This window comes from Streptomyces sp. DSM 118878 (genome assembly GCF_052936595.1).
The window spans coordinates 2,124,492-2,149,834 of record NZ_CP193622.1 but is presented as its reverse complement, the minus strand read 5'-3'; the positions used below and the strand labels follow the sequence as shown (position 1 = coordinate 2,149,834).

The window sequence follows — 25,343 nt, the reverse complement described above, 5'->3', positions numbered from 1 at the left end:
AGCGTCTGGCTGCCCCGTCCCTCACGCAGTCCCGTACGCCGTATGCCCTACGCCGTGCGATGGAAGAGGCTCCCGATGGCCGACAGCGCACAGCACCAGCGGAGTTACGAGCGTTACATGGGCGGCAGCCCGGAGGCGGAGCGGCGGATATTCGAGCGCCTGGCCCGGGAGCTGATGAAGGTCCAGGAGAGGAACCGGCGCGCCGCCAAGGCCGCGGGGCCCGAGCGCGCCCTCCACGCCAAGGCCGCGCTCGGCGTGGAGAACGCCCGGCTCCGCTTCCATGACGACCTCCCCGACGCCCTGCGCGCGGGCTTCGCACAGCCCGGCGCCGAGTACCCGGCGACCCTGCGGCTCTCCAACGCGAGCGGCATCCGGTCGGCCGACGGGGCGCCCGACCTGCGCGGCGCCGCACTGCGCGTCACGGTCTCCGCCGAGGAGAGCCACGACCTGCTCGCCACCAACTTCCCCGTGTCGCACGCCCGTGACGCCCGCGAGTTCGTGGCGTTCGCCGTGGCCATGGCGGGGGCGACGAGCCGCCTGCGCAAGGCGGTGGGGCTCTTCGTCAAGCTGCCGCTCGCCATCGGCCCCACCGCGGCACGACGTATGCGCCGCAACGTCGGGGCCGCCGTCAAGCACCCGGTCGGCAGCCTCGCGGACGAGACGTACTGGAGCCGCAGCGCGATCCTCTGGGGCCCGGCGGGACCCGTACGGTACCTGCTGCGCCCCGTCTCCAACGGCGGTGCCACAGCCGACGCGACGCGGCGCGACCCGCACCACCTCGGCCGCGAACTGGAAACGCGGCTCGCCCGCCAGGAGATCGCCTTCGACCTCTGCGTCCAGCGGTACGTCGACGAGCGGGCCACGCCCATCGAGGACGGCTCCGTGGAGTGGACGGAGTCCGTCGCGCCCGCGCTGCCCGTCGCCCGGCTGACCGTCCCGAGCCAGGACCTCGACACCGCGGAGGCCCGCGCCGCGGCCGGGCGCGTCGAGACCACCGGGTTCAGCCCGTGGTTCACCACCGACGACTTCCGCCCCCTCGGCAACCTCAACCGGGCCCGCAAATCCGCGTACGAGGCGAGCGCCGCCCACCGCCACGGTCTGCGCTTCGTCACCGAGGAGCCGCTGCGCAACCGGGTGCTCGGCGCCCCCGTCGGCGCGGCGTTCCGCCTCCTGAACCGCTACGTGCCCTGGCACAGGCTGCCGCTGTCGGCGAGCCTGCTCAACCTCGTCTTCCTGCGCAAGACGCTGCGCCGCCTCAACCTCATCGACACCGACGTGCACGAGGCGCCGCCCAGGGCCGTGCCCGTGCCCACCCCGCCGCCCGACGAACGGCTGCGCACCTCGCGCTCGTACGACGGCACGTACAACGACCTGTCCAAGCCGCAGATGGGCGCCGTGGGCGCGGCCTTCGGCCGCAACCTCAAGCCCGTCCACCGCCCCGACCTCTTCGACGTCCCGAACCCCGTCGAGGTCAGCCGCCGGCTCCTGTACCGGGACACGTTCCTGCCCGCGACCTCGCTGAACGTCCTGGCCGCCGCCTGGATCCAGTTCCAGGTCCACGACTGGGTCGACCACCGTCGCCACAAGCCGGGAGGACCGACCGTCGAGGTGCCGCTGCCGCCCGGAAGCACCTGGCACAACACCCCCGGCGGCCCCGCCGAGCGCGTCATGCGCTTCGCCGAGAACGAGGGCGTCGAACTCCCCGGCGGCCGGCCCCCGCTGCTCTTCGCCAACGCGGCGTCCCACTGGTGGGACGGGTCCGAGGTGTACGGCGAGAACGAGCGGACCGCCACGTATCTGCGCGAGCCGGGCGGCGGCGCCAAGCTGCGCCTGGAGGAGGGCCATCTGCCCCTCGGCCAGAACGGCATCCCGCTGACGGGCTTCGCCGAGAGCTGGTGGACGGGCCTCAGCGCCATGCACACGCTCTTCGCCCGTGAACACAACGCGGTCTGCGACGCGCTGCGGCACGCCTACCCCTCGATGGGCGAGGAGAGCGTCTACCACACCGCGCGCCTCGTCGTCTCCGCCCTCATCGCCAAGATCCACACAGTGGAGTGGACCCCGGCGATCCTCGCCACCGAGGCCATCGACCTCGGCCTGCGCACCAACTGGGAGGGGCCGCCCGCGAACTGGCTCAACAAGCTCGGCCTGTGGCTGCTGGAATCCCACTCGCTGACCGGCATCCCCCGGACCCTCCCCGACCACCACAAGGCCCCGTACTCCCTGACGGAGGACTTCGTCACCGTCTACCGCATGCACCCGCTGATCCCCGACGACTTCGAGATGCGCGAGCACCGCTTCGGGCAGCGCCTCGAAACCCTCGGCTTCCGCGACATCCAGGGCGGCTTCGCCGAGGCCGCCATCCGCAAGACGGGTCTCGCCGACACGCTGTACTCCTTCGGCATCGCCCACCCCGGCGCGATCACCCTGCACAACTTCCCGCGCGCCCTCCAGCGGTTCGAGCGGGACGGCGAGATCATCGACCTGTCCGTCGTCGACCTGGTCCGCACCCGCAGGCGCGGCGTGCCCCGCTACAACGACTTCCGCGAGGGCCTGCACAAGCAGCGCATACGCCGCTTCGAGGACCTCTCGCAGGACCCCGCGACCGTGGCCGCGCTCAAGGACGTCTACCGCTCGGTCGACGAGATCGACACGGTGGTCGGCCTGTTCGCCGAGAACCCGCCGCACGGCTTCGGCTTCAGCGACACGGCCTTCCGCGTCTTCCTCCTCATGGCCACCCGGCGGCTCCAGAGCGACCGCTTCCTGACCGTCGACTTCCGCCCCGAGATCTACACCCCGCTCGGCATCGACTGGGTGCAGAAGGGCGGCATGAACACCGTCCTGCTGCGGCACTGTCCGGAACTCGCGGGGCTGCTGCCGCGCGGGGCCAGCGCCTTCGCCCCTTGGCGGCACGTCCAGCCGATGACCGGTGACGGCCGTGACGGCGGCTGAGGGCGGCCCGGGCGGGTCGTCCGGGCCGTCCGCGTCGTCCGCGTCGTCCGCGTCGTCCGGGGCCCACGGTTCCGACGACCCCGGCGGCCCCGGACACCCGGGACTCGCCGACCTGTTCACCCGGCCCCTCCTGGAGACGCTCTGGCGCCGCCGCACCCACCGGGTGAGCCGCGGCGCCACCGTCCCCGCGGGCTCGATGACGTACCGCTCACCGCACGAGCCGCGCCCCCTGACCGAGCTGGAGGAAGCGGTCCTCATCGCGCTGACCGGCTGTACGGGCCTGACCATGCCGGACCGTCCCTTCGACGATCCGCGCGACGGCAAGCCGATCATGGCCAAGCCCAACATGACCATGGCGGGCCGGACCGCAGGCAGCCCCGACAACGCCCAGGCCACGCACTTCTTCCTGATCAACGACTCGGGTACGTACTTCCTGCGCAGGCTCCCTCCGGCGCCCGACGAGCCGCTCGACGCCCGGCGGCTCGTCGAGCGGGCCCGGCAGGCCAAGGTGCGCGTCCTCGACCACCGCCTCGACGTCGCCGAGGGCATGCGCGACTTCCCTGCGTACCTGGACTCCAACCGCTTCCTGTCCAACCTGCCGGGAACGACCGTCCTCTTCCCGGTGGTCGACCTCTCCCACCAGTACATCAACGCCCTGATGTACCTGCTCACCCAGCCGGACGACGCCCGCCCCACCCTCGTCGACGACCGCAACTTCTACCGCCCGGCGGGCGTACGGAAGTGGATCCGCAACGGCTTCCTCAACCCCGGTCTGAAGCTGCCGCTCGGCGCGCTCGGCCCGCTGCGCACCCAGATCGAGGCGGACCTGCTCCTCCAGAACCTCATGCTGACCGCCGAGGCGATGGGGCTCGGCGCCTGGATCCACGCGTCCGTCAACCCGCAGATCGCCCTCGGCGACCCGAAGTTCTCCCGCGCCTACGGCAGGATGCTCGGGTTCACCTTCGTCACCCCCCGCTGGCACCCGCACGATGTGTGGCGCTGGCACGTCCCGCTCCCGAGGTACGCGGCGCTGCGCTCCCACCCGGTGGGCCTCACCTCGCCCGGGGGCGAACCCCTGATCCAGGCCGCCTGCCCGCCCGCGCACCGCACGATGAGGCAGGCGGTCGACGCGGTCGTCCGGGCCAAGTTCGGCCGGGGAGGCGTCTACGCCGACCCGGACGTGTTCAGCCGCATCTACCGCGAGGACTACGGGCGGCGCTACCTCGCGGAGGCGAGCGCGTACGAGGACCGGGTGGTCGCCTGCGCCCGCGACATCTGCGAGTACATCCTGCGGACGCACCGCCGCTTTCCCGCGCACGTCGACGCGGTCCACGTGCCCGGTATCTGGCTCCAGGTCCACCACGTGGAGGAGGACTACTACGAACGGTTCTTCCACCGCGGGCTCACCGAAGCGCACCTCCGGCACGGGGCTCTCTGGGACTGACGGCCCGGCGGCAGAACACCGCTAGCGGCCCAGCGGCGGCACCCGGCAGGCGATCAGCAGCGGCCCCGGCCCGGCGAGACCCCGCTTCAGCAGCGCCGCGAACTCCGCCGCCGTCGTGGCCCGTTCCGCGGGCACGCCCATGCCGCGGGCCAGGGAGACGAAGTCCAGGGACGGGCCCGAGAGATCCAGCAACCGCCGGGCACGGGTGCCGTCGGACCGCGCGCCCACCGCTCCCAGCTCCAGGTCCAAAATCGCGTACGAGCCGTTGTCGAAGACCACCGTCGTGACGTCCAGGCCCTCCCTGGCCTGCGTCCACAGGGCCTGCGGCGTGTACATCGAGGCCCCGTCACCGACCAGCGCGAGCACCGGCCGCTCCGGAGCGGCGACCGCCGCGCCCACCGCGAGCGGCAGGCCCTGCCCCATGGCGCCGCCGGTCAGCGTCAGCCAGTCGTGCGGGGGTGCGCCCGCGGTCGCGCCGGGGAGCCAGATGCCGCTGGTGTTGGCCTCGTCGACGACCACGGCCCCTTCCGGCAGCAGCGCCCCGATCACGGCGGCGGCCGACTCCGCGGTGAGGTCGCCGCAGGGCAGCGCGGGCCTGGCCGCCGCCTCCCGTACGGCGCACACGCCGCGCCCCACCACTTCGGCGAGGCCCTCCAGCGCGGCCGTCACGTCCTCGGCGCCCGCCGCCAGCGTGTGCACCGCGCACCCCTCGGGGGCGAGGTCGCCGCCCTGCCCCGGGTAGGCGAAGAACGACACGGGCGACGCGGCTCCGACGAGCACCAGGTGCCGTACGCCCGCCAGTTGGCGCGTGGCGCCGGACGCGAGGTAGGCCAGGCGCTCGACGGCGGGCCGCCCCGCGCCGCGTTCGAGGCGGGCGGGGAAGGTCTCGCAGAGCAGCTTCGCGCCGGTCGCCGCGGCCACCCGCCCCGCCGCCGTCAACGCCGCCCCGCGCACCGCGTCCCCGCCGAGCAGCAGGGCGGCGGGGACGCCCGAGCGCAGCGCGTCGGCGGCGCCCGTCACCGCGTCCACCGAGACCAGGCCGCGCCGCGCGGCGGGCGGCGGTGCGGCGGCCGGCGGTGCCCCCGCCTGGGACCAGGAGACGTCCGCGGGCACGATCAGCGTGGCGATCGCCCCCGGCGGGCCCACCGCGGCGGCGACGGCGGCCCTGACGTCTTCGGCCAGTTCGTCGGCGTGGTACGTGCGCCGCGTCCAGGCCGACACCGTGCCGGCGAGCGCCCCGATGTCGGACTCCAGGGGCGCGTCGAGCCGCTTGTGCCGCAGGGCGTGGTCGCCGACGACGTTGACGACGGGCGACGCGGCCCGCCGGGCGTTGTGCAGGTTGGGCAGACCGCCCGCGAGGCCGGGGCCGAGGTGCAGCAGCGTGCACGCGGGGCGTCCGGTCATCCGCCCGTACCCGTCGGCGGCTCCCGTGGCCACGCCCTCGAAGAGGCAGAGCACGGGCCGCAGTTGCGGGGCCTCGTCCAGGGCGGCCACGAAGTGCATCTCGGAGGTGCCGGGGTTGGCGAAGCAGGCGCGGACGCCCTGCTCCACGAGGCCGCTGATCAGGGTCTGCGCTCCGTTGGGCATGGCGTTCCGCCTCTGCTCGGTGGCGAGGGCGCGCGTGGGGCGTCCGCGCCCGGTGCGTGGGGGAGGCCAGTCTTCACGGGGTGCGGGCCGCGACGGCAGCCGCGATCCGGCCAGCCGCGGGGCCCCCGCCGGGCCCGAACCTGCGCCGGTAGTCGGTGGGGCTGAGCCCCGTCCGCCGGCGCAGCCTGGCCCGCAGATTCGCGGCGGTACCCAGGCCACTGCGGCGAGCGACAACATCGAGCCGCTCCCGCGCCCAGTCGAGCCGCACGGCCGGAAACCGCCCCCGGAACTCATCGGCCCACCGCCCGGGCGCGGCACGTCTACGCCACGCGCTGTAGAGAGGGACCCCGAAGCCCTGCGGGACTATTCAAACTGGACTAGTCTGCGGTGCATGCCCGAGAAAACGATCCCGCTCCTCCCGTGCCGAGCGATCCAGCCGGTGGTGGACTTCTACACCGCCCTCGGCTTCGAGACGACGTTCCTCCAGAAGAGCCCCTACGCCTACGCCGTCGTCGAACGCGGCGCGATACAGCTCCAGTTCTACGGCATGAAGCAGTACGAACCCACGGAGTCCCACTCCGGCTGCTACGTCCTCACCGACGACGTGGACGCCCTGCACGCCGCCTTCCGCGCCGGGCTCAAGGCGGCGTACGGCAGGATTCCGACGCGCGGCCTGCCCCGTATCGGACCGCTCAAGGACATGTCGTACGGAGTGCGGCAGTTCCTCATGACCGACCCCGGCGGCAACTGCGTCCGGGTCGGCCGGCCGATCAGCGACGACCCCTCCCTGCGCCCCGTCCCGAAGGAAACCTTCGCGCGGGCGCTGCACCTGGCCGACCTCTTCGTCGACTCCAAGCAGGACCTGCCCGGCGCCGCGAAGATCATCGACAAGGCGCTGGACCGCACGGACGAGCGGCCCACCGCGGAACAGGAGCTGCGCCTGCTGGTCCTGCGCGCCGACGTCGCCCAGCGGCTCGACGACGCGGAGCATGCCGACAGGCTGCTGACCAGGGCCGCCGCGCTCGTCCTCACGGCCGCCGAGCGGGAGACGGCGAGCGACGCCCTGACACGCCTCGCCGAGCTGACGGCGTAGCCGGAGGGGGAGCGGGTCAGGGGGAGCGGGGGCGGGACAGGGCAGCGGGACGGGGGAGCGGGCGTGCTGTCGTAAGAGACCCGTCAAGAGGGCCGTGGACGTCGTATGGACGGCGTCAACGGCGGCCGGATGCGGCTTGAACAGCGGTTTCCTTCAACCGTCAGAGCAAGCAGTTCATCCGTCCACTTCTTTCGGGAGCTCACGATGGCCGACGCGGCCTTCGTCGTCACCACACTCGCGCTCTTCGCGCTGGTGGCACTCGTCGCCAAGGGGGTGACGAAGCTGTGACCACCGAGAACATCGTCGGTCTCGTCGTGGCCCTCGCCCTCCTGGGCTACCTCGTCCTCGCCCTCATCTTCCCGGAGAGGTTCTGAGCACGACATGAGCCCAGTCCCAGCCGGTGTGCTCCAGCTACTCGCACTCATGGCGGCGCTCGCCCTCGCGTACCGCCCGCTCGGCGACCACATGGCCCGCGTCTACAGCTCGAAGAGACACCTTCGCGCCGAGAAGTGGATCTACAAGGCCATCGGTGCCGACCCGGACACGGAGATGCGCTGGCCCGCGTACCTGCGCGGTGTCCTCGCCTTCTCCGCGGCCGGCGTCCTCTTCCTCTATCTGCTCCAGCGGCTCCAGGGCACGCTGCCCGGCTCCCTCGGCTTCCGCTCCATCGACCCCGACCAGGCCTTCAACACCGCGGTCTCGTTCGTGGCCAACACCAACTGGCAGTCCTACTCCGGCGAGCAGGCCATGGGCCACGTCGTCCAGACGGGCGGCCTCGCGGTACAGAACTTCGTCTCGGCGGCGGTGGGCATCGCGGTCGCCGTGGCCCTCGTACGCGGCTTCGCGCGCTCCCGCACCGGTGAGCTCGGCAACTTCTGGGCCGACCTGGTGCGCGGCGTGGTCCGCGTCCTGCTGCCGATATCCGTGCTCGGCGCCCTCGTCCTCGTCGCCTGCGGAGCCCTCCAGAACTTCTCCGGCATCCACGAGGTCGGCCGGTTCGGCGGCGGCTCGCAGCAGTGGAACGGCGGCGCGATCGGCTCCCAGGAGGTCATCAAACTCCTCGGCACCAACGGCGGCGGCTACTTCAACGCCAACTCCGCCCACCCCTTCGAGAACCCCACCCCCCTCTCCAACCTCTTCCAGATCTTCCTGATCCTCCTCATCCCCTTCGCGCTGACCCGCACCTTCGGCCGGATGACCGGATCGCTCCGGCAGGGCCACGCGATCCTCGCCACGATGGTCACCATCTGGGTCGGCTTCACCGCGCTGATGATGTGGACCGAGTTCCACCACGGCGGCCCGGCGTTCGACCTGGCCGGCGGGGCGATGGAGGGCAAGGAGACCCGGTTCGGGATCGGCGGTTCGTCGCTCTTCGCGGTGGCCACCACCCTCACCTCCACCGGCGCCGTGAACTCCTTCCACTCCTCCTACACCGGCTTCGGCGGCGGCCTGGAGATGCTCGGCATGCAGCTCGGCGAGATCGCCCCCGGCGGCACCGGATCGGGCCTCTACGGCATGCTGATCATGGCGATCATCGCGGTGTTCATCGCGGGCCTGATGGTCGGCCGTACGCCGGAGTACCTGGGCAAGAAGATCGGCACCCGCGAGATCAAGTTCGCGGCGTGCTACATCCTCATCACCCCGGCGCTCGTACTGAGCCTCACCGCCGTGTCGATGGCGCTGCCCACGCCCAAGGACTCCCTGCTCAACTCCGGCGCCCATGGATTCTCCGAGATCCTCTACGCCTTCACCTCCGGCGCCAACAACAACGGCTCCGCCTTCGGCGGCCTGAGCGCCGACACGAACTGGTTCAACACCACGATCGGCCTCGCCATGCTCCTCGGCCGCTTCCTGCCGATGGTCTTCGTCCTCGCGCTCGCCGGATCACTGGCCGAACAGCGTCCCGTACCGGAGACGGCAGGCACCCTGCGCACCGAGAAACCGCTCTTCACCGGGTTGCTCGTCGGCACGATCACGATCATCACCGGACTCACCTACTTCCCCGCGCTCGCGCTGGGACCGCTCGCCGAGGGGCTCGCGTCATGAGCACGGACACCGAGAAGCACGAGGCGGCCGAGGCCACCCCGCACCACGAGAACAAGGCCGATACGGGCAACACCGAGGCGGGCAACACGGATACGGGCTACACGGATACGGGTAACACCGAGGCGGGCAAGGCCGATACAGGCAAGGCCGAGGCGGGCAAGGTCGGTGCCGGGCTCTTCGATCCGGCCCAGCTGCTCACGTCGCTGCCCGACGCCTTCCGCAAGCTGCACCCGCGGCTCATGGTCAAGGCCCCGGTGATGTTCGTGGTCCTGATCGGCTCGGTGGCCACCACCGTGCTCGCGGCTCTGGACCCGTCCGACTGGTTCGGCTGGGCGATCACCGCCTGGCTCTGGCTGACCACGCTCTTCGCCAACCTCGCCGAAGCCGTCGCCGAGGGCCGGGGCAAGGCGCAGGCCGACACCCTGCGCAGGGCCAAGACGGACACGATGGCCCGGCGGCTGACCGGGGGCGTCGAGGAGGCGGTGCTCGGCACCGCCCTGCGCGTCGGCGACCGGGTCGTCTGCGAGGCGGGCGACATCATCCCCGGCGACGGAGACGTCGTCGAGGGCGTGGCGTCCGTCGACGAGTCGGCGATCACCGGCGAATCCGCCCCCGTCATCCGGGAGTCGGGCGGCGACCGGTCCGCCGTCACGGGCGGCACGAAGGTGCTCTCCGACCGCGTCGTCATCGAGATCACGACGAAACCCGGTGAGACGTTCATCGACCGTATGATCAACCTGGTCGAGGGCGCGGCCCGGCAGAAGACCCCCAACGAGATCGCGCTGAACATCCTGCTCGCGTCCCTCACCATCGTCTTCCTGCTCGCCGTGGTCACCCTCAAGCCCTTCGCAAGCTATGCCGGGGCCGACGACCAGACCTCACTGATCGTCCTGACGGCGCTGCTCGTCTGCCTGATCCCCACCACCATCGGCGCCCTGCTCTCCGCCATCGGCATCGCGGGCATGGACCGCCTGGTGCAGCGCAACGTCCTGGCCATGTCGGGCCGGGCCGTGGAGGCCGCGGGCGACGTGTCGACGCTGCTGCTCGACAAGACCGGCACCATCACCCTCGGCAACCGCAGGGCCGCCGAGTTCGTGCCCGTACGAGGTGCCACCGAGGCCGAGCTCGCCGACGCGGCCCAGCTCTCCTCGCTGGCCGACGAGACGCCCGAGGGTCGCTCCGTCGTCGTACTCGCCGAGGAGCGGTACGGGCTGCGCGAGCGTCGCCAGGCTGAGCTGACCGGCGCGACCTGGGTGCCGTTCACGGCGCAGACCCGCATGTCGGGCGTGGATGTCGAGGGGCGCGCGGTCCGCAAGGGCGCGACCGCCTCGGTGCTCGCCTGGGTCGAGGAGCGCGGGGGAGCGGTCGCCGACGACACGTGGGCCCTGGCCGAGCAGATCTCCCGGGCGGGCGGCACCCCGCTGCTCGTCGCGGTGGAGGACGGCCGAGGCGCCCGCGTCCTGGGCGCCGTCCACCTCAAGGACGTCGTCAAGGAGGGCATGCGCGAGCGGTTCGACGAACTGCGCCGCATGGGCATCAGGACCGTCATGATCACCGGCGACAACCCGCTGACCGCCAAGGCCATCGCCGAGGAGGCGGGCGTCGACGACTTCCTCGCCGAGGCCACGCCCGAGGACAAGATGGCGCTGATCAAGCGCGAGCAGGCCGGCGGCAAGCTGGTCGCGATGACGGGCGACGGCACCAACGACGCCCCCGCCCTCGCCCAGGCGGACGTCGGCGTGGCCATGAACACCGGCACCTCGGCCGCCAAGGAGGCCGGGAACATGGTCGACCTGGACTCCGACCCCACCAAGCTCATCGAGATCGTCGGGATCGGCAAACAGCTCCTCATCACCCGCGGAGCCCTGACGACGTTCTCCATCGCCAACGACGTCGCCAAGTACTTCGCGATCATCCCGGCCATGTTCACGGTGGCGTATCCGAGCCTCGACAAGCTCAACATCATGGGCCTGGCCTCGCCCGAGTCCGCGATCCTCTCGGCGGTGATCTTCAACGCCCTGATCATCGTCGCCCTCGTCCCGCTCGCCCTGAAGGGCGTGCGCTACCGCCCGATGAGCGCGGACCGGATGCTCCGGCGCAACCTCGGCGTCTACGGCCTCGGCGGCCTCGTCGCCCCGTTCATCGGCATCAAGATCATCGACGTGCTCCTCTCCCTCATCCCCGGCCTGGGCTGACCCGGCCCCGGCCGACCAGAAAGCGTGCTGAGTCACCATGAACAACTCCGTAGCGAACACCGCACGGCTGCTCGGCGCGGGAGCCCGCGCCCTGCTCGTCCTCACCCTTCTCTGCGGCGTCCTCTACCCGCTCGCGGTCACCGGCGCCGCCCAGGCCCTCTTCGACGACAAGGCCAACGGCTCCGAGATACGGGCGGACGGCAGGAGCGTCGGCTCCGAGCTCATCGGCCAGCGCTACGACCTGCCCCTGAAGAAGGGCCAGGAGACGGCCGAACCGGACCTCAGATGGTTCCAGCCGCGCCCCTCGAACGGCCTGGGCGAGAACAGCGTGAACACCCGGTACGAACTCCTCGTGTCCGGCGCCACGAACCTCGCCGGCGACAGCGAGGACCTGATCAAGCAGGTGAAGGCCGCCAAGGCGGCCGTGATCGAGGACAACTCCACGCCCGGCCACGAGGTGCGCCCCTCCGAGGTGCCCGCCGACGCGGTCACGTCCTCGGGATCGGGCCTGGACCCGCACATCTCCCCGGCGTACGCGGACCTCCAGACGCGCCGCGTCGCGGCGAGGAACCACCTGGACCCGGCAGAGGTCGAGCGACTCGTCACGCACCACACCGAAGGCCGGACGCTGGGCTTCATCGGGGAGCCGCGGGTGAACGTCCTGAAACTGAACGTCGCCCTGAAGCAGCTCGTCGCCCGGAGCGACGAGAACTGAGCAGCCACGGCGATGCCGCAGGAAAAGCAAAAAACCCCAGGTGACCTGGGGTTTTAGCTGGTGTCCGAGGGGGGACTTGAACCCCCACGCCCGATAAAGGGCACTAGCACCTCAAGCTAGCGCGTCTGCCATTCCGCCACCCGGACAAGGTGTCTGTCTTCGCGGGGCGTTTCCCGCGGCGACAGAGAGAACATTACCAGGCTTCCCAGGGTCCCCGATCACCCCCGCCACCGCTGTGAACTGCTGATGACGGCACCCGCCCGGCCTTGGGCGCGGAGCCCCGGAGAGAGAGGATGAGGGGGACCACCAGCAGCGAATGCGGGAGGAGCCAGCGTGAGCGGGTCCAGCACGGGCAAGGCCGTCACCGGTGAGGACGAGGTCGTCGACCTCTGTCGCGAACTGATCCAGATCGATACGAGCAACTACGGCGACCACTCGGGCCCGGGTGAGCGCAAGGCCGCGGAGTACGTGGCCGAGAAGCTCGCCGAGGTCGGTCTCGAACCGAAGATCTTCGAGTCCCACCCCGGCAGGGCCTCCACGGTGGCGCGGATCGCGGGCGAGGACCCGTCGCGGCCCGCGCTGCTCATCCACGGCCACACCGACGTCGTGCCGGCCAACGCCGCGGACTGGACGCACCACCCCTTCTCCGGGGAGATCGCGGACGGCTGCGTGTGGGGCCGGGGCGCCGTCGACATGAAGGACATGGACGCGATGACCCTCGCGGTCGTCCGCGAGCGGATGCGCAGCGGCCGCAAGCCCCCGCGCGACATCGTCCTCGCCTTCCTGGCGGACGAGGAGGCGGGCGGCACGTACGGCGCGCGGCACCTCGTCGACAACCACCCCGACCTCTTCGAGGGGTGCACGGAGGCGATCAGCGAGGTCGGCGGCTTCTCCTTCACCGTCAACGAGAACCTGCGGCTCTACCTCGTCGAGACGGCCCAGAAGGGCATGCACTGGATGAAACTGACCGTGGACGGCACCGCCGGCCACGGGTCGATGATCCACAAGGACAACGCGATCACCGAGCTCTCCGAGGCCGTCGGACGCCTCGGGCGGCACAAGTTCCCGGTGCGGGTCACCAAGACCCTGCGGCACTTCCTCGACGAGCTCGGTGACGCACTCGGCACCGAGCTCGACCCGGAGAACATGGATGAGACGCTCGCCAAGCTCGGCGGCATCGCCAAGCTCATCGGCGCCTCCCTGCAGAACACCGCCAACCCCACGCAGCTCGCCGCCGGGTACAAGGTGAACGTGATCCCCGGGCAGGCCACCGCGCACGTCGACGGCCGCTACCTGCCGGGGTACGAGCAGGAGTTCCTCGCCGACCTGGACCGGCTCCTCGGCCCGAACGTGCGCCGCGAGGACGTGCACGCCGACAAGGCCCTGGAGACGACGTTCGACGGCGCGCTCGTCGACGCCATGCAGACCGCCCTGCGGGCGGAGGACCCGATCGCGCGCGCCGTGCCGTACATGCTCTCCGCGGGGACGGACGCCAAGTCCTTCGACGACCTCGGCATCCGCGGCTTCGGCTTCGCGCCGCTGAAGCTGCCGCCGGAGCTGGACTTCGCGGGCATGTTCCACGGGGTGGACGAGCGGGTCCCGGTGGACGGCCTCAAGTTCGGGGTCCGGGTGCTCGACCGGTTCATCGACGCCTCCTGAAGGAACGCCTCCGGCCTGAAGGGACGCGGCCTGAAGGAATGCGGCCCTGAACCGGCTGGACGACGACCTGATTAGTCGTTGAGACGACACTCCAACAATCGCCAGCCTGTACGTACTTGAATGAAAAGAGTGAAAGAGGTCATCTGCTCGTAGCCCCGCACCACCCTCCTCGTTACAGGTGATGCAGTCCGCAGCTTGGACTGCGTTTGCCTACGAGGAGGAATAATGATCAAGAAGATCGTCGCCGCTGTTGCCGCGACTGGTGGTCTCGTGCTCGCGGGTGCGGGTATCGCCACCGCCGACTCCGGTGCGCAGGGTGCCGCTGTGCAGTCCCCGGGCGTGCTCTCGGGCAATGTCCTCCAGATGCCCGTGCACGTGCCGGTGAACGCCTGCGGTAACACGGGCTCCGTGATCGGGCTGCTGAACCCCACCTTCGGCAACGTCTGCATCAACAAGTGACGTTGTTGCGCCTCATCCCCTTGAGGGTCTGAGTCCGTCGGCCCCGGAGCGCGCCATGCGCTCCGGGGCCGCGGGTATTCCGCGTCCGGGCGAACACGTCCGTACGTTCTCCGGAAGGCAAAAGGCAGGGAACAGCTATGCGACAGGTCACGCGCAAAGGCCTGACCATTATGGCCGCGGCGACCGGCGTACTCGCCGCGACCGGGGGTTACGCACACGCCGACGCGGGTGCCGACGGGAGCAGTTCGGATTCGCCCGGTGTTCTGTCGGGCAATTCCGTGCAGATTCCCGTTCACACCCCGGTCAACGTCTGCGGCAACACCGTGAGCGTCGTCGGGGCCCTCAACCCCGCAGCCGGCAACGCCTGCGTCAACGACGGGGGCGGTGATTCACGCAAGCCCTCCGGCGGCTCCGGGGCGGACGGTCACGCCAGTGACTCGCCCGGTGTCGGCTCCGGCAACCAGGTGCAGCTCCCCGTGGACGCGCCGGTGAACGTCTGCGGCAACAGCGTCACCATCGGCGGCCTCGCCAACCCCGTCGGCGGCAACGACTGCGCCAACGAGTCCGAGGGCTCCACGCCGCCACCGGGCCACGAGCATCCTCCGACGGATCCCGAGGACCCGGGTGACCCCGGCGATCCTGGTGACCCCGGCGATCCCGGTGATCCCGGTGACCCAGGTGATCCCGGCGATCCTGGTGACCCCGGTAACCCTGGTGATCCCGGCGATCCCGGTGAGCCCGGCAACCCCGGTGCCCCGGTCGTTCCGAACCAACCGGGCACGCAGGTCGTCACCCCGCCCAAGGGCGGCTCGCACCTCACGGATACCGGCGGTGACGCACGGGTGACGGATGCCGGCCGTGCTCCGCAGCTCGCGGACACCGGCAGCTCGCTGCCGCTCGGTGTCACGCTGCCGCTCGGCGCGGGCGCGCTGCTCGCGGGAACCGTCCTGTACCGCAGGGCGCGGGCGGCCGCCTGAGCCGCGGCACGGCCGGGCACGGTGGAACGGAGCGGGTCCCGCAGCCGTGGGCCGCTCCGTTTCCGCCGTTGTCCGGCGGTTCGGTCACGAGGTCACCGGGGCACGAGGTCTCCGGGGCACGAGGTCACCGGGTCGCGTCACCAGGTCGCCCGTAGCTGGCGGATGATCCGTCGCTTCAGCCGCACCCTGCGGCTGCCGTCGCGGTGCAGTCTCAGGCGGTCCAACTCCCACAGTCCGTACTCCGCGTGGTCAGTCAGCAGGCGTGTGGCTTCCTTGCGGGTGACCCCGCGCGGTACGTACACGTCGACAAATTCGTATTCCGGCATCGCATCTATTGTGCGGGCACGGGCCCGGTACGGATAGCGTCTGCACTATGTCTGATGCTGCGCAGCCCACCGCTGCCGAGGTACGTGCCGCCGCCGAGGCGGTCAAGACCGCGCTCGACCGCCACCTGGCCGCGGTCGAACGCAGGTCGGGCGAGGACGATCCGGCCGTGTACGAAGCGTTCAACGCGCTCGCCACGGCGGCCGAGGAGTACGACGAACTCCTCTACGACCGCCATGACGAGGTCACCCCCTTCGAGATCCCCGCCGCGGAGGACGCGCTGCCGCCCTACCGCGGCCCGGAGGAGGCCAACGCGCTCAGCGTGCTCATCCGCCGCGACTACGCCGTGGCGGAACCCCAGCGGCTGCTCGCCCAGGCCCAGCGGGTCGCCGACCTCGACGCGGGCGGGCCGGGCGGCAGCGGCCCCGCCGACACCCTGCACGGGGCGCTCGGCGTCCTCTTCGGGGAATTCGAACCGGACGAGATCGCCTCGCGGCACAAGGAGTTCGGCCTGGAGGAGGGCGACTCCACCCTCTGGGTGACCGCGGCGGACAGCGCCGCCGAACCGGGGGAGTGGCTGAGCGCCCCCTTCGACGAGGCCGATCCGCACCGGGTCGTCTGCCGCTTCGACGTCAGCGCGGTCTTCGACGACGAACTGGACGACGACGCCATCGACGGCCCCGACGCGGACGTCGACATCGACGCGGACCTGGCGGTGCCGCTCGACGAGGTGGACGAGGTGGACGAGATCGACGAGACGGACGGCCGAGGCGGCCCGGACGGTGCCGGGGCGCCCGGCGAGGACTCCCGGGCCCGCGGGGCCGGCCTCTGACGGCCCGGCCCCTGACCAGGCCGTAGCCGGACCGACGAAGCGCGCCGCTCCTTCGAGGAACGGCGCGCTTTCGTACGTCTGGGCTCAGGGCCTTGCCGGCGGCACCTGTGGGCGCAGCAGGGTCTGGAGGCGGGTCGTGCGGTCCTTCCAGAGGCGCTCCGCCACCGCTCGCGGCAGCGCCTGCTCGACGCCCTGCACGACCGACAAGTGCCGTTCCGCGCGGCTGAACGCCGTGTAGACCCACGGCCGCGTCAGTGACTGCGCCGCGTCGCCCGGCAGCACCACGACCGCCGCGGGCCAGCGCAGCCCCACGGCCTGGTGCGCCGTGAGCGCCCAGGCGTGCCGCACCTCCCGGTCCACCCGCTCCTTGGGTACGAGGACGGGGGCGCCGTCGCACTCCAGGTGCAGCCCCTCCGCGTCGGCCCGCACCACACGGCCCGGCGTCGCACGCCCGGCCGCCGGGATGTGGGCGACCCTGTCCCCGGGGTCGAAGCCGCCGAAGCGGCCGGGGCCGGGGTTCAGCCGCTCCTTCAGCGCGGCGTTGAGCGCGCGCGTGCCCGCGGCGCCGCCGTGCCCGGGTGTGATGACCTGGGTCTGCTCGGCGGGCACCCCGATCGCCCGGGGCACCGAGTCCGCGACGAGCTGAACGGTGCGGTGGATCGCCTCCGCGGCGTCGCGCACCGGGACGAGCACGACCTCCTTGCCCGGGGCCTCGACCTGGTGCAGCTCGCCGATGCCGATGCCCGAGGTCAGCTCACCGATGGGGCCGGGATCAGGGGTGCGGGAGACGATCTGCGGGCAGCAGCGCGCGGAGACGAGGTCAGCGAAGACCCGCCCGGGACCCGCCGACCACAGCACCGCCGGGTCTCCGCAGAGCACCAGGCGGGCGCCGTCCGGCAGCGACTCCACGAGCATCGCCGCGCTCTCCACGTCCAGTTGCGGGGCGTCGAGGACCACCAGGAGGTCCAGGGCGAGGGCGCCGTCCGCGTCCCGCCCGGGGCCCTCCTCGCCGGAGAGGAGTCCGGCCACCGTCACGGCGGCGTCCTCCAGGCCCGTCGCCCGCGCCAGGCGGCGCCTGCCGTCGGTGCTGTGGGCGGCGGCGTACACCCGCAGGCCGAGCGCCGCGGCGGCGGTCACCAGGGCGGCCGGTTCGCCGCGCGAGGCCTCGCCGCCGGAGTGCAGCACGAGGCCGTGCCCGGCGACGGCGCGGATCAGCTCGGCGGCGGAGCCCGAGGCCCCGGCGGCGGCCGTCTCCCACGCGGCTGCGTCCGGCCCCGAACCGTCCTCCTTCGGCAGGGAGTTGATCACTCGGGCGAGCCCGTCGGCGAGGCTCTCCTCCGCGAGGGCGCACCGCTCGAGGCCGATCAGGACACGCACCGGACGCTCCTGCTCCGTATCCGCGTCGCCATCCGGGTCGCCGTCCTCGGAGCCCCCGGCGCCCGAGCGCTGGACCGGCATCTCCGCCGTGTCGAGGGCGTCCTGGAAGGCCAGGGCGTCGCCCTCCGCGAGGGCGCTCTGCACCGCGGCGTCCGGGTCCGGCACCGCGCGCTGCCCGAGCGCGGAGGTCAGCGCCGCGAGGTCCAGCGCGGTGTGCCCCGCCACGGCCGCCTGCTCCAGGAGCCAGACGGTGACCGCACGGCCCCTGCGCTCGTCGTCGGGCCCGCACTCGGCGCCCAGCAGGGCCCTGGCGAACCCGTCGGCCTGCTCGGGGCGCACGCCCGTGACCCGCAGCAACTGCCACGGGTCCGCGCGCAGCCGTTCCTCGGCGCCCTCGCCGAGCACGGCTGCCGTCGGCCCGGCGAGCGCGTCCGGCGCGCCCCCCTCGGCGAGCACGGCACGCACCGCGTCGACGCTCTCCCCGGAGGGCGCCGCCGCCGACGGCCGCGGCGGGCGGACCGGCTCCGTGGCGGGGGCGGACGCGGGCCTGCGCGGGGCGGGCTCCGGCTCGCTGAAGGCGCTGATGACGGGCTTCTCGCCGCTCTCCACCGCGCGCACCGCCGCCAGCAGGTCGGCCGCCGTGCCGCTCAGCTTCGTCCCGGCCTCGATCGGCGCTTCCTTGGACGCCTTGCGCTGCTCGATCCGCTCCCGCAACTCCCGCTGCGCGGCGAGCTCGGCCTCGGCCTCGGACAGCTCGGCCTTCGCGGCCGCGTCCCCGGCCACGTCCCCGGCCACGTCCTCGGCCACCGCGTCAGTAGCCCCATCAGCCGTCCGATCAGCCGTCCGATCAGCCGCCTCATCGCCGGTGGCGGCTGCTTCTTCGCCGGTGGCGTCGCCGCCCGACGACGCGCCGTCACCTCCGGCGGCCTCGTCCGCCGGAGGCGCGGTCTCCTCCGTTCCGGTCGGCTCCGCCTGCTCCGCGGCAGCGGCCCCGGGGTCCTCCGCGGCAGCGGGTTCCGTACTCACAGCGTGCTCCAGTCGTGATCGGGATAGCGGTGCACGGGCGCCGACACGTCGTCGAGCGCCTGGCAGATCTCGTCAGGAAGACTAAGGGTCTCCACTGACAACGCGGCCGTGAGCTGCTGCGCGTTGCGCGCACCGACGATCGGTGCCGTCACTCCCGGGCGGTCCCGCACCCAGGCCAGGGCGACCTGGAGGGGGCTCGCGGCGAGCCCGTCGGCGGCCGTGGCCACCGCGTCGACGATGCGGGCCGACGCGTCGTCCAGGTACGGGGCGACGAACGGCGCCAGGTGGTCGGAGCCGCCGCGCGAGTCGGCCGGGGTGGCACGGCGGTACTTCCCGGTGAGCACGCCCCTGCCGAGCGGCGACGAGGGCATCAGGCCCACCCCCAGGTCGATGGCGGCGGGCAGCACCTCGCGCTCCACGCCTCGCTGGAGCAAGGAGTACTCCATCTGGGTGCCCGCGATGCGGGTGCGGGCGCCCGGCACCGCGAGCTGCCACGTCGCGGCCTTGGCGAGCTGCCAGCCGCAGAAGTTGGAGACGCCCGCGTACCGCGCGCGTCCGCTGCTGACCGCGATGTCGAGCGCCTGCAAGGTCTCGTCGATCGGCGTCCCCGGGTCGAAGGCGTGGAGCTGCCAGAGGTCCACGTGGTCCGTGCCGAGGCGGGCGAGCGAGGCGTCGAGGGCGGCGAGCAGATGGCCGCGCGAGCCGTCGCAGCGGCGCTCGGGGTCGGGCACGCTGCCCGCCTTGGTGGCGATGACCAGGTCACGCCGGGGCACGAGCCGCTCGATCAGCCGCCCGAGGAGATACTCGGCCTCGCCGTCGCCGTACACGTCCGCGGTGTCGACCAGCGTGCCGCCCGCCTCCCAGAACACCTTGAGAAGGTCGGCGGCGTCGCCCTCCTCGGTGTGCCCCCAGGTGAGGGTGCCGAGTCCGATCCGGGACACGCGAAGGCCGGTCCGGCCGAGATGCCTCTGCTCCATGGGCGCTGAGATTACTCATCGGGCCCCGCCCGTGGGCGCCCCTGTGGACAAACCAGCAACTGTGGACAACCCCGTCACCGGCCTCGCCACCCGCCTCGTCCCCACCTCGCCACCCGCCTCGTCCCCACCTCGCCACCCGCCTACTCCCCACCTCGCCACCGGCCCCGTCCCCGGCACCCCTGACGAATCCTGTGCCCGCGCGCTAAAGTCCGCGGCACAGGGACGTTACTCATGAGTACAGCGGTTAGGGGATCGGCCATGCAGCTCGGCATCAACCTCGGTTACTGGGGCGGCGGGATGGACGCGGACAATCTCGCGGTCGCCAGGGAGGCCGACAAGCTCGGCTACGCGGTCTGCTGGGCCGCCGAGGCCTACGGCTCGGACGCCGCGACGGTGCTCTCCTGGGTGGCGGCGCAGACGGAGCGCATCGACATCGGGTCCGCGATCTTCCAGATCCCGGCCCGCCAGCCCGCGATGACCGCGATGACGGCGGCCACCCTCGACTCGCTCTCCGGCGGCCGCTTCCGCCTGGGCCTCGGCGTCTCCGGACCGCAGGTCTCCGAGGGCTGGTACGGCGTGAAGTTCGACAAGCCGCTGGCACGCACGCGTGAGTACGTCGAGATCGTCCGCAAGGCCATGACCCGTGAGCGCCTCTCCTACGAGGGCGAGCACTGGACGCTCCCGCTGCCCGGCGGCCCCGGCAAGCCCATCAAGCTGACCGTCCACCCCCAGCGCGAGCACATCCCGCTGTACATCGCCGCGATCGGCCCGAAGAACCTGGAGCAGACCGGCGAGATCGCCGACGGCGCCCTGCTGATCTTCCCGGCCGCCGAGCACCTGGAGGAGACCGCGCTGCGGCATCTGCGGGCCGGGCGCGAGAAGGCGGGCAAGACCATGGAGGGCTTCGACGTCGTCCCGACGCTGCCGCTCGCCCTCGGCGAGGACTCGCGGGTCGGCGCCCTCGCGGACATGTTCCGGCCGTACACCGCGCTGTACGTCGGCGGCATGGGGAGCCGCAAGCAGAACTTCTACAACCAGCTCGCGCAGCGCATGGGGTACGAGAAGGAGGCCGCCGAGATCCAGGACAAGTACCTGGCGGGCGACAAGGACGGGGCCGCGGCCGCCGTCCCCCAGCGGCTCATCGACTCGACGACGCTGCTCGGCTCGGTGGACCGGATCGCCGACCGGATGCGGGCCTACGCCGACGCCGGTGTCACCACGCTCACGCTGTCCCCGGCGGGCTTCACGCTGGACGAGCGGATCGCCGCGCTGCGGGCCGGCACGGAGGCCGCGGAGCGGGCAGGTCTGGCGTGACCGGAAGCGAGGGGTTCGCCGGACCGGCGTAACGGGGAGGAAAGGATTTCCGCGGCCGTGGTGGGGGCTCGGGGGGTCTTCCCCGCCACGGCCGTCACCCGGAACAACGCTTCACGCGGCCCGCGGTTACGGCCGCGGGCCGCCGCCGGCCCGACGTCCGGCCGACACGCCCTGTGCCACCTGTTGCCCGGCCGCGATTCCCGCACTTGACTGTTTCTTTGCGGAGGTCCACTCGCCGGTCCACGCGCAGAGGCATGGCATGGAGGGCATGGAGGTGCCAGTGATGCTTTCGGCCAGGAGTGTCTTCGAGGAGATCCTCGCCGACGACGAGTCGTTCCGGCTCTTCTGTTCGATCGCCGCCAGTGGTGAGGCCCAGGGCGGCTGGGAGAACGGCCGGATCGCCGCGCTCGTCCCCGAGACCGAGGGCGCGCTGGCGCCCAAGATCAGCCGGCACGGCGCCGACGAGGACAAGCACGGCAGGATCTTCCGCGCGCTGCTGAAGAAGCGCGGCCTGCTCCCCGTCGACGTACCCCCGGAGACGGACTACACGATGCTCCTGGAGCAGCACGGCATCGGCCTCGCGCACGAGAAGCTGAAGGCGGACAAGCCGCTCTCGGTGCGGGACGTCGTCACGTATCTCGCGCACAGCAGGGTCACCGAACAGCGCGCCTCCGAACAGATGAGGCTGCTGCGCAAGCACTTCGCCGACCACCCGGACATCGGCCGCGCGGTCCGCATGATCTCGGCCGACGAGGACAAGCACCTCGCCTACTGCCACGAGGAGTTGCTGCGCCTCGCCGCCGCCGGGCACGGCCCTGCGATCCACCGGGCCCTGCGCGAGTGCGCACTCGCCGAGATCCGCGTCTACCGCGAGGTGAGCCTCGCCGTGATGGACCACATGGGGCGCATCCTCGGCTGGCCCGCCGCCAAGCGGAAGACGCTCGCCGCGGGCATCCACGCCGTGTACGCCTACGAGCGCGTCGCCGGCTGGCGGCGGATGGTCTCCCTGACCCCGCCGGAGCGGCGCGACGCCCTGGGCGGCCCCGCGGTCACAGCCACCCCCGCCGCTTGAACATGCGGTAGAGGACCACTTCGAGGACGACCATCAGGACGATCACGGCCGGATAGGTCCACGTCCAGTGCAGTTCGGGCATGTGGTCGAAGTTCATGCCGTAGATGCCGGCGATCATCGTGGGGACCGCGGCCATGGCCGCCCACGCCGAGATCTTCCGCATGTCGTCGTTCTGCCGGACGCTCATCTGCGCCAGGTGCGCGGACAGGATGTCCGACACCAGCCGGTCGAGCCCCTCCACGGACTCGTTGACGCGCGTCAGGTGGTCGTTGACGTCCCGGAAGAAGGGCTGCGCCGTCTCGTCCACGAACGGCACCGAAGGGCCGAAGGGGCCCGCTCCGGAGAGCCGCGCCACGGGCAGCGCCAGGGGCCCGGTGGCCCTGCGGAACTCCAGGATCTGCCGCTTGAAGTTGTAGATCCTGGACGCCGTGTTGCGCGAGCCCCCGTCGTCCGGCGAGAAGACCTCCGCCTCCAGGACCTCCAGGTCGGCCTGGAGCTCGTCGGCGACCTCCAGGTAGTGGTCGACGGAGGCGTCGGCGATCGAGTACAGGACCGAGGTCGGGCCGTGCCTGAGCACCTCCGGCTCGGCCTCCAGGCGGTGGCGTACGACGCCGAGCGGGGCGCCCTCGCCGTGGCGGACGGTCACCACGAACGAGTCGCCCACGAAGATCATGACCTCGCCGGAGGAGACGGTGTCGCCGGCCGGTTCGTAGACGACCGGCTTGAGCACCATGAACAGCGAGTCGTCGTACACCTCCAGCTTGGGCCGCTGATGGGCCTTGAGCGCGTCCTCCACGGCCAGCGGATGCAGTCCGAACTCCTCGCTGACCTGGTCGAACTCCGCTTCCGTCGGTTCGTGCAGGCCGACCCAGATGAACGCGTCACCCGTGGCGCGCGCCTCGTCGAGGGCGTCGGAGAAGTCATGGGGGCCCTCGCTCCGACGGCCTTCGCGGTAGATGGCACAGTCGACGATCATGCAGTGCAGTCTTCCCGGCCACCCCGGACCTTGCACTCCCCCGACGCACACGGAGGTTCCACGCCACGGGGCGCAACGCGCGTGGGGAGCGTTTGACGGCAGGATCTAGGCTGTCGGCATGCCCACGCTGATCCTCGTCCGGCACGGACGTTCCACCGCCAACACCGCGGGCCTGCTCGCCGGATGGACCCCCGGCGTGGCCCTCGACGAGCGCGGCGCCGCGCAGGCCGCCGCGCTGCCGGACCGGCTCGCCCCCGTGCCCGTCGCCGAGGTCGTCACGAGCCCCCTGCAACGCTGCCAGGAGACCGTCGCGCCGCTGCTCGCCGCCCGACCGGGCCTGCGGGCGCACAGCGACGACCGCATCGGCGAGTGCCACTACGGCGACTGGTCGGGCCGCAAGCTCGCCGAGCTGGCCGGGGAGCCGCTGATGGAGGTCGTCCAGCAGCACCCCTCGGCCGCCGCCTTCCCCGGCGGCGAGTCCATGCGGGCCATGCAGACCCGGGCGGCCGAGGCGGTGCGCGAGTGGAACGCGCGCGTGGAGCGCGACCACGGCGAGGACGCCACGTATCTGATGTGCTCGCACGGGGACGTCATCAAGTCCCTTGTCGCGGATGCCATCGGGCTCCACCTGGATCTGTTCCAGCGCATCTCCGTGGAGCCCTGTTCCGTCACCGTCATCCGCTACACGCGGCTGCGCCCGTTCCTCGTGCGCCTCGGGGACACCGGAGACTTCGCGTCGCTCGCGCCCCGGCAGGAGCCGCCGGGAAGCGACGCGACAGTGGGAGGCGGTGCGGGCGCACCGTGATCGTCACTCGCAGTAGGGTGAAGCGGCTGCGGCAGGTCCCCTGACCCGTCCAGCCGCCCAGCCGCCGCGTCGGACCCGTCGCGGCACCCGTACCCCGCAGTCGATCCCATGGAGACAGGTCGTGTCCCGTCAGGTGTTCCTCTACGACCCCCCGGAGCGTTTCGTCGCGGGAACGGTCGGGCTGCCCGGACGGCGCACGTTCTTCCTTCAGGCCTCCGCGGGCGTCAGGGTGACCAGCGTCGCCCTGGAGAAGACCCAGGTCGCCGCGCTCGCCGAGCGCATGGAGGAACTCCTCGACGAGGTCGTGCGCCGCAGCGGCGGCAACGCCGCCGTGCCGGCCGTCGTGCCCACCGAGGTCGCCGACAGCGCCCCGCTCGACTCCCCGGTCGAGGAGGAGTTCCGCGTCGGCACCATGGCCCTCGCCTGGGACGGCGAGCAGGAGCGGATGATCGTCGAGGCGCAGGCGCTCGTCGAGCTCGACGCCGACTCCGAGGACGATCTCGCGGAAGCCGAGGAAAGGCTTCTTCAGGACGACGAGAACGGCCCCCCGATGCTCCGCGTCCGGCTCACCGGGGCGCAGGCCCGCGCCTTCACCAAGCGGGCCCTCGACGTCGTGAACGCGGGCCGCCCGCCGTGCCCGCTCTGCAGTCTCCCGCTCGACCCGGAAGGACACGTATGCCCGCGCCAGAACGGATACCGGCGGGGCGCGTGAGCACCGACCCCGTCGCGCTCCTCACCCACGGCGAGCTGACCGTGCGCGGGCAGATCCGCGAGGCCTCGAACGCGGTGCTGTACTGCACGGTCGCCCACGAGGGCGAGGAGGCCGTCTGCGTCTACAAGCCGGTCGCGGGGGAGCAGCCCCTGTGGGACTTCCCCGACGGCACGCTCGCACAGCGCGAGGTCGCGGCGTACGAGGTGTCGCGGGCCACCGGCTGGGACCTCGTACCGCCCACCGTGCTGCGGGACGGGCCCTACGGCCAGGGCATGTGCCAGCTCTGGATCGAGGACTCCGGGGACGACGGACTGCTCGCCCTGGTCGACGCCGACGAGCCGGAGGACGGCTGGAAGGCGATCGGCCGCGCCCAGGTGGACGAGGACCGCACCGCGCTGCTCGTGCACGCCGACGACGCGAGGCTGCGGCGGCTCGCGGTGCTCGACGCCGTGATCAACAACGGTGACCGCAAGGGCGGCCACCTCCTCACCGTCGACGGCCGTCTCTACGGCATCGACCACGGCGTCACCTTCAACGCCGACGACAAGCTGCGGACGCTGCTCTGGGGATGGGCGGGCGAGCCCCTGACCGACGAGGCCACCGAGGTCCTGCGGGGCCTGCGGGACGCGCTCAAGGAGGGCGCCGCCCTCGCCGAGCGGCTCTCCGGGCTCATCACCGCGGCGGAGGCGGACGCGCTCCGCGCGCGGGTGGCCGCACTGCTGGAATCCGGGCGCCACCCGAAGCCGTCGGGGGAGTGGCCCGCGATTCCGTGGCCGCCCGTCTAGGCCATCGACGTAGGCC

The 25,343-nt window shown here is 72.1% G+C and carries 22 protein-coding genes and 1 tRNA gene; 17 read left to right on the top strand and 6 right to left on the bottom strand.

All coding sequences use genetic code 11. The features are described from left to right. The first annotated feature begins 75 nt into the window (after positions 1–75). Entirely contained in the window at positions 76–2,952 is a 2,877-nt protein-coding gene (locus ACRAKF_RS09220; protein WP_447036445.1) for a peroxidase family protein, read from the top strand. After that, positions 2,939–4,396: a hypothetical protein gene (locus tag ACRAKF_RS09215; RefSeq protein ID WP_447036444.1), complete on the top strand. Its 1,458-nt coding sequence runs from the start codon at positions 2,939–2,941 to the stop codon at positions 4,394–4,396. The genes ACRAKF_RS09220 and ACRAKF_RS09215 overlap by 14 nt, the downstream gene beginning before the upstream one ends. A gap of 21 nt (positions 4,397–4,417) precedes the next feature. On the opposite strand, the gene ACRAKF_RS09210 is transcribed toward ACRAKF_RS09215, so the two are convergent. After that, positions 4,418–5,983, bottom strand: coding sequence for an acetolactate synthase large subunit (locus ACRAKF_RS09210; protein ID WP_447036443.1), 1,566 nt, complete (start codon positions 5,981–5,983; stop codon positions 4,418–4,420). A 391-nt stretch (positions 5,984–6,374) separates the two neighbouring features. Here ACRAKF_RS09210 and ACRAKF_RS09205 point away from each other — a divergent pair, with 391 nt between their 5' ends. The 6 genes from ACRAKF_RS09205 to ACRAKF_RS09180 all read left to right on the top strand — a co-directional run bounded on the left by ACRAKF_RS09205 (position 6,375) and on the right by ACRAKF_RS09180 (position 12,032). Continuing rightward, positions 6,375–7,076 (top strand): bleomycin resistance protein, encoded by a 702-nt coding sequence (locus ACRAKF_RS09205; protein WP_447036442.1) that lies wholly within the window; start codon positions 6,375–6,377, stop codon positions 7,074–7,076. Between the two features lie 105 nt (positions 7,077–7,181). Then, entirely contained in the window at positions 7,182–7,364 is a 183-nt protein-coding gene (locus tag ACRAKF_RS09200; RefSeq protein WP_447036441.1) for a hypothetical protein, read from the top strand. Next, the gene (gene kdpF, locus ACRAKF_RS09195) at positions 7,361–7,450 is read left to right on the top strand and encodes a K(+)-transporting ATPase subunit F (RefSeq protein ID WP_447036440.1); all 90 of its coding nucleotides are present in this window, start codon (positions 7,361–7,363) and stop codon (positions 7,448–7,450) included. The genes ACRAKF_RS09200 and kdpF overlap by 4 nt, the downstream gene beginning before the upstream one ends. Positions 7,451–7,457: 7 nt before the next feature. After that, on the top strand, positions 7,458–9,122 hold the full coding sequence (gene kdpA, locus ACRAKF_RS09190; protein ID WP_447036439.1) for a potassium-transporting ATPase subunit KdpA: 1,665 nt from the start codon (positions 7,458–7,460) through the stop codon (positions 9,120–9,122). Then, complete coding sequence (kdpB, locus tag ACRAKF_RS09185) at positions 9,119–11,317, top strand: potassium-transporting ATPase subunit KdpB (RefSeq protein ID WP_447036438.1); 2,199 nt, start codon at positions 9,119–9,121, stop codon at positions 11,315–11,317. Before kdpA ends, kdpB begins: the two co-directional genes overlap by 4 nt. Before the next feature lie 37 nt (positions 11,318–11,354). Continuing rightward, positions 11,355–12,032 carry a potassium-transporting ATPase subunit C gene (locus ACRAKF_RS09180; protein ID WP_447036437.1) on the top strand — a complete coding sequence of 226 codons (678 nt, stop codon included), beginning with the start codon at positions 11,355–11,357 and terminating at the stop codon, positions 12,030–12,032. Positions 12,033–12,090: 58 nt separating this feature from the next. On the opposite strand, the gene ACRAKF_RS09175 is transcribed toward ACRAKF_RS09180, so the two are convergent. Further along, positions 12,091–12,178 (bottom strand) — tRNA-Leu (locus tag ACRAKF_RS09175). A 187-nt stretch (positions 12,179–12,365) separates the two neighbouring features. Here ACRAKF_RS09175 and ACRAKF_RS09170 point away from each other — a divergent pair. The 3 genes from ACRAKF_RS09170 to ACRAKF_RS09160 all read left to right on the top strand — a co-directional run bounded on the left by ACRAKF_RS09170 (position 12,366) and on the right by ACRAKF_RS09160 (position 15,127). Further along, positions 12,366–13,691: a M20/M25/M40 family metallo-hydrolase gene (locus ACRAKF_RS09170; RefSeq protein ID WP_447036436.1), complete on the top strand. Its 1,326-nt coding sequence runs from the start codon at positions 12,366–12,368 to the stop codon at positions 13,689–13,691. A gap of 225 nt (positions 13,692–13,916) precedes the next feature. Next, a complete protein-coding gene (gene chpH, locus ACRAKF_RS09165; protein WP_447036435.1) occupies positions 13,917–14,150 on the top strand; it encodes a chaplin ChpH in 234 nt (77 codons plus the stop codon). 137 nt (positions 14,151–14,287) lie between these two features. Continuing rightward, positions 14,288–15,127, top strand: a complete 840-nt coding sequence (locus ACRAKF_RS09160) for a chaplin (RefSeq protein WP_447036434.1) — start codon at positions 14,288–14,290, stop codon at positions 15,125–15,127. Between the two features lie 137 nt (positions 15,128–15,264). Here the strand turns inward: ACRAKF_RS09160 and ACRAKF_RS09155 are convergent, their stop codons facing one another. Beyond that, complete coding sequence (locus ACRAKF_RS09155; protein ID WP_447036433.1) at positions 15,265–15,453, bottom strand: DUF5703 family protein; 189 nt, start codon at positions 15,451–15,453, stop codon at positions 15,265–15,267. A gap of 47 nt (positions 15,454–15,500) precedes the next feature. Between ACRAKF_RS09155 and ACRAKF_RS09150 the strand changes: the two genes are divergently transcribed. Continuing rightward, positions 15,501–16,283, top strand: a complete 783-nt coding sequence (locus tag ACRAKF_RS09150; RefSeq protein ID WP_447036432.1) for a hypothetical protein — start codon at positions 15,501–15,503, stop codon at positions 16,281–16,283. Between the two features lie 84 nt (positions 16,284–16,367). Here the strand turns inward: ACRAKF_RS09150 and ACRAKF_RS09145 are convergent, their stop codons facing one another. Both ACRAKF_RS09145 and ACRAKF_RS09140 read right to left on the bottom strand, forming a co-directional pair. Then, complete coding sequence (locus ACRAKF_RS09145) at positions 16,368–18,686, bottom strand: AAA family ATPase (RefSeq protein ID WP_447036431.1); 2,319 nt, start codon at positions 18,684–18,686, stop codon at positions 16,368–16,370. Further along, complete coding sequence (locus tag ACRAKF_RS09140) at positions 18,683–19,663, bottom strand: aldo/keto reductase (RefSeq protein WP_447036430.1); 981 nt, start codon at positions 19,661–19,663, stop codon at positions 18,683–18,685. Before ACRAKF_RS09140 ends, ACRAKF_RS09145 begins: the two co-directional genes overlap by 4 nt. A 258-nt stretch (positions 19,664–19,921) precedes the next feature. On the opposite strand from ACRAKF_RS09140, the gene ACRAKF_RS09135 reads away from it, so the two are divergent. Together ACRAKF_RS09135 and ACRAKF_RS09130 are read left to right on the top strand one after the other, a co-directional pair. Continuing rightward, the gene (locus ACRAKF_RS09135) at positions 19,922–20,977 is read left to right on the top strand and encodes an LLM class F420-dependent oxidoreductase (protein WP_447041886.1); all 1,056 of its coding nucleotides are present in this window, start codon (positions 19,922–19,924) and stop codon (positions 20,975–20,977) included. 283 nt (positions 20,978–21,260) lie between these two features. Then, positions 21,261–22,049: a ferritin-like domain-containing protein gene (locus tag ACRAKF_RS09130; protein WP_447036429.1), complete on the top strand. Its 789-nt coding sequence runs from the start codon at positions 21,261–21,263 to the stop codon at positions 22,047–22,049. Here the strand turns inward: ACRAKF_RS09130 and corA are convergent. Further along, complete coding sequence (gene corA, locus ACRAKF_RS09125; protein WP_447036428.1) at positions 22,027–23,025, bottom strand: magnesium/cobalt transporter CorA; 999 nt, start codon at positions 23,023–23,025, stop codon at positions 22,027–22,029. The genes ACRAKF_RS09130 and corA overlap by 23 nt on opposite strands. Before the next feature lie 118 nt (positions 23,026–23,143). Here corA and ACRAKF_RS09120 point away from each other — a divergent pair, with 118 nt between their 5' ends. From ACRAKF_RS09120 to ACRAKF_RS09110, 3 genes are all read left to right on the top strand, one after another. Continuing rightward, the gene (locus tag ACRAKF_RS09120) at positions 23,144–23,830 is read left to right on the top strand and encodes a histidine phosphatase family protein (protein ID WP_447036427.1); all 687 of its coding nucleotides are present in this window, start codon (positions 23,144–23,146) and stop codon (positions 23,828–23,830) included. Positions 23,831–23,951: 121 nt separating this feature from the next. Further along, complete coding sequence (locus tag ACRAKF_RS09115; protein ID WP_447036426.1) at positions 23,952–24,542, top strand: DUF3090 domain-containing protein; 591 nt, start codon at positions 23,952–23,954, stop codon at positions 24,540–24,542. Further along, positions 24,506–25,327, top strand: coding sequence for an SCO1664 family protein (locus ACRAKF_RS09110; RefSeq protein ID WP_447036425.1), 822 nt, complete (start codon positions 24,506–24,508; stop codon positions 25,325–25,327). Before ACRAKF_RS09115 ends, ACRAKF_RS09110 begins: the two co-directional genes overlap by 37 nt. Positions 25,328–25,343: the final 16 nt, after the last annotated feature.

Bases quoted from the DNA above. Each gene is read 5' to 3' on its own strand.
- ACRAKF_RS09220 (WP_447036445.1), top strand. From the start codon at position 76: ATGGCCGACAGCGCACAGCACCAGCGGAGTTACGAGCGTTACATGGGC.
- ACRAKF_RS09210 (WP_447036443.1), bottom strand. From the start codon at position 5,983: ATGCCCAACGGAGCGCAGACCCTGATCAGCGGCCTCGTGGAGCAGGGC.
- ACRAKF_RS09205 (WP_447036442.1), top strand. From the start codon at position 6,375: ATGCCCGAGAAAACGATCCCGCTCCTCCCGTGCCGAGCGATCCAGCCG.
- ACRAKF_RS09200 (WP_447036441.1), top strand. From the start codon at position 7,182: ATGGACGGCGTCAACGGCGGCCGGATGCGGCTTGAACAGCGGTTTCCT.
- kdpA (WP_447036439.1), top strand. From the start codon at position 7,458: ATGAGCCCAGTCCCAGCCGGTGTGCTCCAGCTACTCGCACTCATGGCG.
- kdpB (WP_447036438.1), top strand. From the start codon at position 9,119: ATGAGCACGGACACCGAGAAGCACGAGGCGGCCGAGGCCACCCCGCAC.
- ACRAKF_RS09180 (WP_447036437.1), top strand. From the start codon at position 11,355: ATGAACAACTCCGTAGCGAACACCGCACGGCTGCTCGGCGCGGGAGCC.
- chpH (WP_447036435.1), top strand. From the start codon at position 13,917: ATGATCAAGAAGATCGTCGCCGCTGTTGCCGCGACTGGTGGTCTCGTG.
- ACRAKF_RS09160 (WP_447036434.1), top strand. From the start codon at position 14,288: ATGCGACAGGTCACGCGCAAAGGCCTGACCATTATGGCCGCGGCGACC.
- ACRAKF_RS09155 (WP_447036433.1), bottom strand. From the start codon at position 15,453: ATGCCGGAATACGAATTTGTCGACGTGTACGTACCGCGCGGGGTCACC.
- ACRAKF_RS09150 (WP_447036432.1), top strand. From the start codon at position 15,501: ATGTCTGATGCTGCGCAGCCCACCGCTGCCGAGGTACGTGCCGCCGCC.
- ACRAKF_RS09140 (WP_447036430.1), bottom strand. From the start codon at position 19,663: ATGGAGCAGAGGCATCTCGGCCGGACCGGCCTTCGCGTGTCCCGGATC.
- ACRAKF_RS09135 (WP_447041886.1), top strand. From the start codon at position 19,922: ATGCAGCTCGGCATCAACCTCGGTTACTGGGGCGGCGGGATGGACGCG.
- ACRAKF_RS09130 (WP_447036429.1), top strand. From the start codon at position 21,261: ATGCTTTCGGCCAGGAGTGTCTTCGAGGAGATCCTCGCCGACGACGAG.
- corA (WP_447036428.1), bottom strand. From the start codon at position 23,025: ATGATCGTCGACTGTGCCATCTACCGCGAAGGCCGTCGGAGCGAGGGC.
- ACRAKF_RS09120 (WP_447036427.1), top strand. From the start codon at position 23,144: ATGCCCACGCTGATCCTCGTCCGGCACGGACGTTCCACCGCCAACACC.
- ACRAKF_RS09110 (WP_447036425.1), top strand. From the start codon at position 24,506: ATGCCCGCGCCAGAACGGATACCGGCGGGGCGCGTGAGCACCGACCCC.